This is a genomic window from Mesorhizobium sp. M7A.F.Ca.CA.001.10.2.1 (assembly GCF_003998575.1).
GTDB lineage: Bacteria > Pseudomonadota > Alphaproteobacteria > Rhizobiales > Rhizobiaceae > Mesorhizobium.
Genome location: NZ_RZQY01000003.1, coordinates 25,227 through 33,947 on the forward strand (window position 1 = coordinate 25,227; position 8,721 = coordinate 33,947).

The 8,721-nt window shown below is 58.3% G+C and carries 9 protein-coding genes; 1 reads left to right on the forward strand and 8 read right to left on the reverse strand.

The window, feature by feature from the left end:
- Window positions 1–17: 17 nt before the first annotated feature.
- The 6 genes from rfbC to EN964_RS00475 all read right to left on the reverse strand — a co-directional run bounded on the left by rfbC (window position 18) and on the right by EN964_RS00475 (window position 7,087).
- Window positions 18–572, reverse strand: a complete 555-nt coding sequence (rfbC, locus tag EN964_RS00450; protein ID WP_127272014.1) for a dTDP-4-dehydrorhamnose 3,5-epimerase — start codon at window positions 570–572, stop codon at window positions 18–20.
- Window positions 573–1,454, reverse strand: a complete 882-nt coding sequence (gene rfbA, locus EN964_RS00455) for a glucose-1-phosphate thymidylyltransferase RfbA (RefSeq protein ID WP_127272412.1) — start codon at window positions 1,452–1,454, stop codon at window positions 573–575. It abuts the gene before it with no gap.
- 144 nt (window positions 1,455–1,598) lie between these two features.
- Window positions 1,599–2,930 (reverse strand): O-antigen ligase, encoded by a 1,332-nt coding sequence (locus tag EN964_RS00460; protein WP_127268324.1) that lies wholly within the window; start codon window positions 2,928–2,930, stop codon window positions 1,599–1,601.
- Window positions 2,927–4,114 (reverse strand): hypothetical protein, encoded by a 1,188-nt coding sequence (locus EN964_RS00465; protein ID WP_245456755.1) that lies wholly within the window; start codon window positions 4,112–4,114, stop codon window positions 2,927–2,929. The genes EN964_RS00460 and EN964_RS00465 overlap by 4 nt, the downstream gene beginning before the upstream one ends.
- Window positions 4,074–6,452 (reverse strand): polysaccharide biosynthesis tyrosine autokinase, encoded by a 2,379-nt coding sequence (locus EN964_RS00470; protein ID WP_127268326.1) that lies wholly within the window; start codon window positions 6,450–6,452, stop codon window positions 4,074–4,076. Before EN964_RS00470 ends, EN964_RS00465 begins: the two co-directional genes overlap by 41 nt.
- A gap of 29 nt (window positions 6,453–6,481) precedes the next feature.
- Window positions 6,482–7,087, reverse strand: coding sequence for a polysaccharide biosynthesis/export family protein (locus EN964_RS00475; RefSeq protein WP_224696614.1), 606 nt, complete (start codon window positions 7,085–7,087; stop codon window positions 6,482–6,484).
- Here EN964_RS00475 and EN964_RS38340 point away from each other — a divergent pair.
- Entirely contained in the window at window positions 7,080–7,238 is a 159-nt protein-coding gene (locus EN964_RS38340; protein ID WP_164752261.1) for a hypothetical protein, read from the forward strand. The genes EN964_RS00475 and EN964_RS38340 overlap by 8 nt on opposite strands.
- A gap of 25 nt (window positions 7,239–7,263) precedes the next feature.
- Here the strand turns inward: EN964_RS38340 and EN964_RS00480 are convergent, their stop codons facing one another.
- On the reverse strand, window positions 7,264–8,073 hold the full coding sequence (locus tag EN964_RS00480; RefSeq protein WP_127268327.1) for a tyrosine-protein phosphatase: 810 nt from the start codon (window positions 8,071–8,073) through the stop codon (window positions 7,264–7,266).
- 120 nt (window positions 8,074–8,193) lie between these two features.
- Window positions 8,194–8,721, reverse strand: a 528-nt coding sequence (locus EN964_RS38065) for a hypothetical protein (protein WP_206528682.1), incomplete at its 5' end; no start/stop codon positions are given.

Sequence of the window (8,721 nt, forward strand, 5' to 3'; positions counted from 1 at the left end):
TGTCCTCACGCAACCCATCAGGCGAACACCTCGGCGGCGGCCAGCAGCGGCGCCTTGAGGTCCTTGTCCGAGAGCTGGAACCCGCCGGCCAATGACGGCCATTCGATGCCGATGGCGGGATCGTCGAAACGGACCGACCGATCATGCGCCTGCGAATAGGTGTCGGTCACCTTATACAGGACCTCGGTGTCAGGCACGAGCGTCACGAAACCGTGCGCGAAGCCTTTCGGCACCAGAATCTGGTTGCCCTTTTCGGCCGACACTTCGAGAGCGACCCATTTTCCGAAGGTTTTCGAACCGCGGCGAATGTCGACCGCGACATCGAGAATGCTGCCCCGGATGACGCGCAGCAGCTTGTCCTGGGCGCGCGGCGCAAGCTGATAGTGAAGCCCTCGCAAGACGCCCGCCGCGGCGGAATAGGAATGATTGTCCTGCACGAAAGCCAGGTCTATGCCGGCCTGCGAAAAGCGCTCGGCATTGTAGGTTTCCACGAAGAAGCCGCGCGCGTCGCCATGTCGCTTCGGCACGATTTCCAGCACGCCATCGATGCCAAGGGGCCTGACCTCCAACACCTAGCCCTCCGACAGGTCGACGACACGCCGGCGCAGATAGGCGGCATATTCATTCTTGCCCAGGTGATCGGCGCGACGCAGAACCTGGTCCACTGTCAGCCAACCCTGTTCAAAGGCGATCTCTTCGGGACAAGCGACCTTGATGCCCTGGCGGTGCTCGATGGTGCGCACGAATGATGAGGCCTCATGCAGGCTGTCATGCGTGCCGGTGTCGAGCCAGGCATAGCCGCGCCCCAACCGATGCACATGCAACTGGCCGCGCTCGAGGTAGACGTTGTTGACCGCCGTGATCTCGAGTTCGCCACGCGCCGAGGGACGGATGGCAGGGGCGATGTCGACGACGTCGTTGTCATAGAAGTAAAGACCGGTGACCGCCCAGTTGGATTTCGGCACCTGCGGCTTTTCCTCGATCGTCAGCGCCGTTCCCGTGGCCTTGTCGAAGGAAACCACGCCATAACGCTGGGGATCCTCGACATGATAGGCGAACACCGAAGCGCCCTTTTCGCGCGAGGCAGCGTCGCGGCAAAGCTGCGACAGCCCGTCGCCGAAATAGATGTTGTCGCCGAGGATCATCGACACGTTGTCCTTGCCGATGAAATTGCGGCCGATGATGAAGGCCTCCGCCAGCCCGTTGGGCTGCGGTTGCTCGGCATAGGACAGGTCGAGGCCGAACTCCGATCCATCGCCAAGCAGATCGCGAAAAACGGGCAGGTCACGCGGCGTCGAAATGATCAGAATTTCACGGATACCCGCGAGCATCAGAACGCTCAGCGGATAATAGATCATCGGCTTGTCGTATATCGGCAGAATTTGCTTAGAGACTGCTAATGTTAGTGGATAAAGACGCGTTCCACTGCCTCCAGCAAGGATAATTCCTTTCAAGAAGCTCTCCTTGACATGCCTGAACCCCCCGGCCCCAGCCGACCGTGCTTAGGTTCCATGCAATGGCTTGTCAATCTCGGCGTTCGGCAAACGTCTGGGTCACGATCCAGCGCCAATCCATCGCCAATTCCAGGCGACGCATTGCTATCGTCTTGCCAGAGCCGGCCTGACGGGAACAAGCAGATTGTCATCATGGGCCTCGGTCGACTCGCCTCTCTGGCTTAACCGCCCAGCGAATCCCTTGTGAAAGATGATGCCATTCATATAGGCGAAAGTCATCGCAAGCGCCGCCGTTCGCATGGGATAATCGACCAGGGAATGAACGAGCAGAAACGATACTGAGAGAAACGCCATTTTCTGCAGCGGATCTCGCCGTGCCGCCAGGGAAAACGCAAAAAGCAATATCGAGTAGGCCGCGACCAGAAAGACAACAGGCGCGCCACCTTCAAGCGCCAATTCCAGATAATCATTGTGGGCGTGATTGACGTAGGGCTTGAAGATCATCTCCCCCTTTTCGTAAATCTGGTAGACTTTCGGAAAACTCCCAAAGCCGACGCCCGTCGCCCAGTTCTCTTCAATTCCCGCGATCGTGGTGCGTGCAAATTCGGCCCGTCCAAAGGCCGGGTCAACCACTTCCGCATCGATCTTCGTCCACGCCCCGATCGTGTAGAGCGAAAGTCCGATGAAGACAGCGGGTATTCCATACCCGCCCAGCCTCGAGCGCGCGGACAGAAAGACGACCGATATTATGGTGATCGCCAGCCCTATCAGAATACCGGCGCGCGAACCGGCGGCCAGAAGCAGCAGCAGCAGCGTTATCAAACCGAGCGACCCGGACAGAAGGTGCCCGCGAAACAGGCCGTAGTAGACGACGAAGGGGATGGAGACGAAGAGCAAAGCTGAAAAGTGGTTCTGGTTGGCAAACAGTCCCGCATTGATCGTGAACGGCAGCAAACCCTGTATGGCAACCGTATCGGAGAGCGAATACTGGATCGCCGCAGCCAATCCGTTACAGATGACACCCATCAAAAAGAAGGGCAGGAGGCCGTAGACCTGATCTGGGCGCAAGCGGGTGACGCTCAGAAAGAATGCAGCCATCGCCACGAAGTACAACAGACACTCGATCGTGCGTCCCACGCCGACACTGACGAAACGCAGCCCGGTTTCACCGCTCAGCCATGGATTTGCAAGTAAAACCTCAGGCCGCAATCCGCTCAACAGGGCGGCGGGCAACGGCACGATTTGGAAACAGAACACGGCAAGGCCCAGAGCAAGCAACCACAGGGCCGAGCGAGGGATGCCGTGCTCAGACGGCCTTGAAAAGATGGCCGCGGCCGCGACAATCGCCGCCACCTCGATCACCGCCTCGGTGTAGAGACCGCTCGCGGTGCCGCCGCCAATCAGCACTGACAGGAAAAGAACCGACCCAAGCAGATATTTTTCCCATTCCGTGGACCGGGCTGACCGCTCTCTCAAGATGAAACTCTTTCGATGCTCAATTTGTGCATGACCAACGTGCCAACGTATCGAAATCGCCAGCTCTCAGCGATGGCAGCTGTTTCCAGCCGCAACACTTGCATGGGACACGCGCCTGGTCCGATCGCGAAATCCAGACTCAACTGCCGCCGATTGAATGTGCCCTCCGGAATGTTGAACCGAGCTATTTCTCCCGCCGGATCCGCGCATCTGATGGACCAGAACAACTGCTTGGGCAGCTTCAGGTTTCTCGCGGAGGCGATCAGGGAAATCCTGTAGGAGCCGGGAGGCAGTTCGACATATTGCTGGAGCGCGGCGTTCTTCACCGGCGTATTCAGAAACCGGACAGTCGCTCCGCTATCGCTTTCGCCGACGTCGCGCGCCCCGGCAAAGGTAATTTCCAGACCGGAGCGGTCGCGAACCTGCCAGTCGAATGGCTTGTCGCTGAGGATCTGTTCAAAGCCGCCGTTGAAGATGTATCCGGCCAGTGTCCGCTCCTGATCGGTCATACTGAACAGGAACAGCCGATAGGCCGCCTCGTATTCCTTCTGCCGGATGTACCCGTTGATTACGGCAGACAATTCCTTCGACGTCGGTTGTGAGCTCGATCCGGTAAGGTCCAGCAACAGTTGATTTGCGACGCGCAGGCCCCGCGGATCCTTACCAAGGGCGGAGAAAAGATTGGACCTCCACGGTGCCTCGATCCTTAAGGCTGCCAGGACAGCCTGATATCCGTCCGGGTTTGCAAGAATAGCCGGCAAGCCCGCCGCAATGACTGGAAATGTGTCCGGCCACCGGCGCAGCAACGTGTCGATCTCGGCGACGGCCTTTGACAGGTCGCCCATCTCGATCGAGCGATCGATCGATCTCTGAAGCGAATGGATTTCAGTCTTGGACAGCTTTCGAGCCTGGTCGAAGAGTTCAAAAGCCTCGTCTTTCTCGCCTTGTCGATACTCAATCTCGCCTATCAGGCTGTAGAGCCGGGCGTCCGCGACGTTGAAACGAAGCGCGCCCCTCGCCTTTGCTGCCAAGACGTCGAGATCAACACCGTCGCCTGTTTCGCTCAGCCGACCGGCAATTTCGCCTATCAAGGCATCTATATTCAACGGATCGAGCGCAAGCGAGACGGCCGGCGTTTCCGACTCAAGAAGCCGACTTAGCCCTATCGACGAAACCGCCAACACCAGAACGGAGGCGACGAACCAAACGCCTGAACGCCGGAGATTTCGCGTGAGCGGGCTCGCCTGCTCCGTCATCGACTTTGCCCTCAATTTTCGGGGTACTCGCGCCATAGTCGTAGTACTGATAGTTCATGTATTTATAGGCGTAATTGTAATCGAACTTGTTGACCGTGAATTTCGACATCGCCGCTCCGATCACGTTCGCACCGGCTGAGCGCAGACGCTTGAGTGCCGTTTTGGCTGACTTGCGTGTGACCTGATTGGTCGAAACGACCATCAATGTGCCTTCGGCAAGCCGGCTGAGGATTGGTGCATCGGAAAGACCGACGACCGGCGGGGCGTCGATGATGACCAGATCGAAGCGTTTGCCGAGATTGGTCAAGATCAACGCCATCTTCGGCGACGAGAGCAGGTCGGCCGGATTCGGCGGAATCGTTCCGGACGTCAGCACGGTGACATTAGGGTATTTCGTCGGTCTGAAAATGCCCGGCAGATCGTCCTTGCGAACGGTATTAGTCAGCAGGTTGCTCAACCCGATCGCATTGTCGAGGCCGAACAGCCGGTGCAGGTTGGGTTTGCGGAGATCGCCGTCGACAAGCAGAACCCTTGCGCCGAGTGCCGCGAAATCCTGGCCAAGCTTGAACGACGTGGTCGACTTGCCTTCCGACGGTTCCGAACTGGTCACCAGCAGCGATCGCGGCGCGCCCTCCGCACCGGAGAACTGCAGCGATGTCCGCAGCGAACGATAGGCCTCGGAGAGCCCGGATTTTTGATCGGCGATGCTGGCTATGAGTTCGCGGTCACCGACAAGCGGCAGGATGCCGAGCATCGCCAGCCCCAGCTCTTTCTCGATCTGCTCCGGGTTGGTGAAAGTGTTGTTCAGCAACTCGATGATGTAGATGATCGATGCAGCCAGGGCCATGAAAAGCGCGAGAGCGACTGCAAGGTTGATGCTCAGACGTGGAGAATAGGGGGCTGTGGGCAGCGAAGCGAAATCGACTATCGCAGCGCTTTGCGTCTTGAGCTCCGAGCTGACGCCGACTTCATTCAGCTTGGCGATAAGGCTGTCATACTGCGACCGGTTGGAGTCGACCTCGCGCTTCAGGATCGTGTATTTGATATTCTTGTCGTTGAAGACGACCTGCTGCCTCTCCATCTCCGCGAGCTTGGACTTGAGATCGGCTTCCTTGTTCTGTGCTTCCTGATATTTCAGCCGCAACGAATCGGTTATCGCCAGCACGCCGTTGTTGTAGATTCGCTGGAGTTCCTTGATCTGCGATTGCAATTGCTGCATTTCCGGAAAACCGGGCTTCAGGATGCCCAATTTCTGCTGATATTGGCTGGTCAGATCCGCCAGCTTTTCGCTAAGCTTCTGCAGACCTTCGCTTTCCAGAACCGGACCGAGGCTCGACCCGCGGCCTTTTTCTATCTGATCGACCACCCGCCCCGCATCAAGACGCTCCTGGATTGCAGTGGCCAGGGCGGTGTTCAGGGCTTCGATGTTGGAGCCGATCAGCGATTTGTCATCGCCGGTAACCGTGATGCCGGCATCTTTTGCATAGGTGACCAGTTCCTCTTCGGAGGTCTGCAGCTTTTGCTTCACCTGCAAAACCTGTTCCTGGATGAACTGCCGTGCCAGATCAGAGGTCTCGCTGGTCTGATCGAGACGTTGATCGATAAAGCTCTGCGCGACCTGATTGGCAACGTCGCTTGCATATTTCGGCTTTTGATCGACGAAGGTGATCGATAGCAGGCTCGTATTGGTGACCAGATTGACCGTCAGATCTTCCTGGATGCGCTTGATCGCAATTGCCTCGCGCTCTTCAGGCGTTTTCTCCTCAATGGAGGGTGACTTGGACATCCCGAACGCACGGTAGACAATATTGCTCGGGGAAAAGCTCGGCGTCGGAAACAGAAAATCCGGTTTTTCGCTAAGCCCAAGCTGGAACACCACGCGCTGAGCCAATGCCCGGCTCTTCAGCTTCTCCCGAGCGGTCAGGAAGGCCCGGACGTCGCTGTTTTCGGAAACGACCTCAATGTCCTGAAACACTTTCGCCGAAGGCACCAGAACTTCGAGCTGCGTCGTCGCCAGGTATTTTGGTGTCTGCATCATCGTCACGATGACGCCGGCAACGAGCCCGGCCGCCGCCATCATGACGATCAGCCAGCGATACTGGACGATGTATAAAAGCAGCTTGAGCGGGTTGAACCCCTCATCCTGGCCCGCATAGTCGCGACCATAGGGACCGTAGTTTTGCGGCACGTCGTAATAGGAGTCCGCGGACAGGGCCTGGCCATGTCCGGGTCCGGCAAGTTGGGGCTGCCTGTTGCGATCGAGCATGCGCGAGGTGATCCTGGGGTTGTCCGTGTCTACGGAATGACCGCAATGCGGGCAGCGCTGGAGGCGAGGCCCAGCGCATCCTTCAAATTGTTCATCGCGATTTTCGACTTCGAAGCAAAAACGACGACCACGTCGCCGCCATAGATGCGCGGGTTGCGGTTCTTGCCGGCGCGGATTTCCTCGACATTGTAATTTGCGACCAGCTTGTTTTGGCCGACATTGCGATAGACGAAGACCTTGCCGGCATCACCGACCGGATTGAACCCTCCGGCAAGGGCGATCGCGTCGAGCAAGGAAGCGCTGCTGGACACCGGATAAATGCCGGCCTTGTTGACTTCACCATCGACCGTGATGCGCTGGCCAATCGACTCCTTGACGAAAATCGTCACGTCAGGCGACTGCAAGTACTTTTCACCGTAGGCAGTCTCGATTTCCTTCTCGAGCTGACGAACGGTCTTGCCGGCTGCAGTCATGGTCCCAATCAGCGGAAGCGAAATCTGTCCGCCCGCGTCGACCTGAACTGTTCTGTTCAAATTATCGACCTGAAACACACTGACCTCGAGCACATCGTTGGCAGACAGAGGCTGCTCGCTGCCGTTCTGGGTATTCTGCGGCGGCGGGAGATCCTTGACCACCTGCAGCGTACCACCGCCAGAGAGCGCCGATGAAGACGCCGTCGGCTGCAGCGCATCGACAGAACTGGTGGAGGACGTCGATGTCGACGAAGTGCTTGCGCAGGCAGATATTGCTAGCGATGCGAGCAAAGCGGGCACGGTGCCCGCATGACTTCTTGCGAGATCGAAAATGCCCATCAAAGAGCCCCGCTCTTAAACAACCGGCCCAATCCGCCAAACCGCCCCGCACTGCTGCCCCCCGATTTTCTCGGGCTTTGCTTTCCGATGGGCACGAGCGGCCGATTTTGCAATATCGCGTCCGGGCGTTTCACTGCCATGTTGTAAGCCTCATCTTCCCCACACCGGTTCGCGATGGCGACAACCGCCTGCGAAAGCCCTGGCCGCCGCCGGCTGGCGCCGTGGGTGTCGGAGGCGACAATATCCACCCTGCCCTCATCCAGCAGCTTCTCCGAGTAGTAGAGCGCCGTACGTCCAAAGGCCCCCGTCACAGAATCAGCCGTGAGCTGAATAAGGCAGCCTAGCGTATTCAACCTCTCGATGACGTCGTAATTCGCCTTGATCCAAGTCAACCGCTCTGGATGAGTGAGGATCGGCACGAAGCCGGCCCCTATGAGACGGGCGGCGAAGTCTTCGAGCCGCGGAGGCAAAATGTGATGTGGCGGTTCGAACAGGAAATAGCGGGATCCGTTCAGAGTCGGCACCGTACCAAGCCTCAATCGATCGGGGAGATCAGGCGCGAGATGAACATCAGCGCCAACATATACGGTAAGCGGTATGGCAGCGCGATGAAGCTCCAGTTCTAACGCCTGAACAGCCCCGGCAATCTTTGGCGTGGCGTTCTCATAAACCCCAGGCATTACATGCGGCGTACATGCCATATGCGTTGTACCGTCGGCCACTGCCAGCCGTGCCATCTCCAGCGACATGGCCAAGTCAGGAGAACCGTCATCGAGACCGGGCAGGATATGTGAATGCAGGTCGATCATTGGCGTTTCTGGTTGAGAGGAGGCAAAGCTTCGCCTCGACAAAATAGAAACGCGTCACCCGCATGAAGGCGAATGACGCATTTGACAAATTTACGCAAAACAGCGGGGGTCGTATCCCGCCTATCGGCTGACCGCGTCGTCGTCATCCTGCAGGCCGATAATAAGGGCGGCGGCACCACCGACGGCGGCGCCGCCCAAGAGAACCGGCAGCATGCCAGGTTCTGAGCTGGCGGGTACGATCGTCGCAGACGGTGTCTCAAGCGAAACGCACATGCCGCCTTCGATAGGGTCGACCTTGACGGTGGCATTGGCTGGAATATCGAGCGCGCAATTGGCTCCGATAGCCAGCGAAGCAGACGCCTGCGCCCCGGTCATGATGCGCGCGCCCGCATACACCGGCGCCTCGGCATCCACCCCTGCATAGCCGCCGGCCTGGGACATCTGCACATTACCCCGGACCTGCGTAAGACGACCTATCGCGTCTGCGGACGCCGGCACGGGCGCAAGACAGGAACAGGTTTGCTGAGCTACAGCCTCGGGCGCGGCGAACAGGGCGCCCCCTGCGACGAATGCAACAAAAGTAAAAGCAACCCCGAACCGATGGCAACTCATCATTTTACCCCGCCAAAACCTGTAACTCGCCCTGTT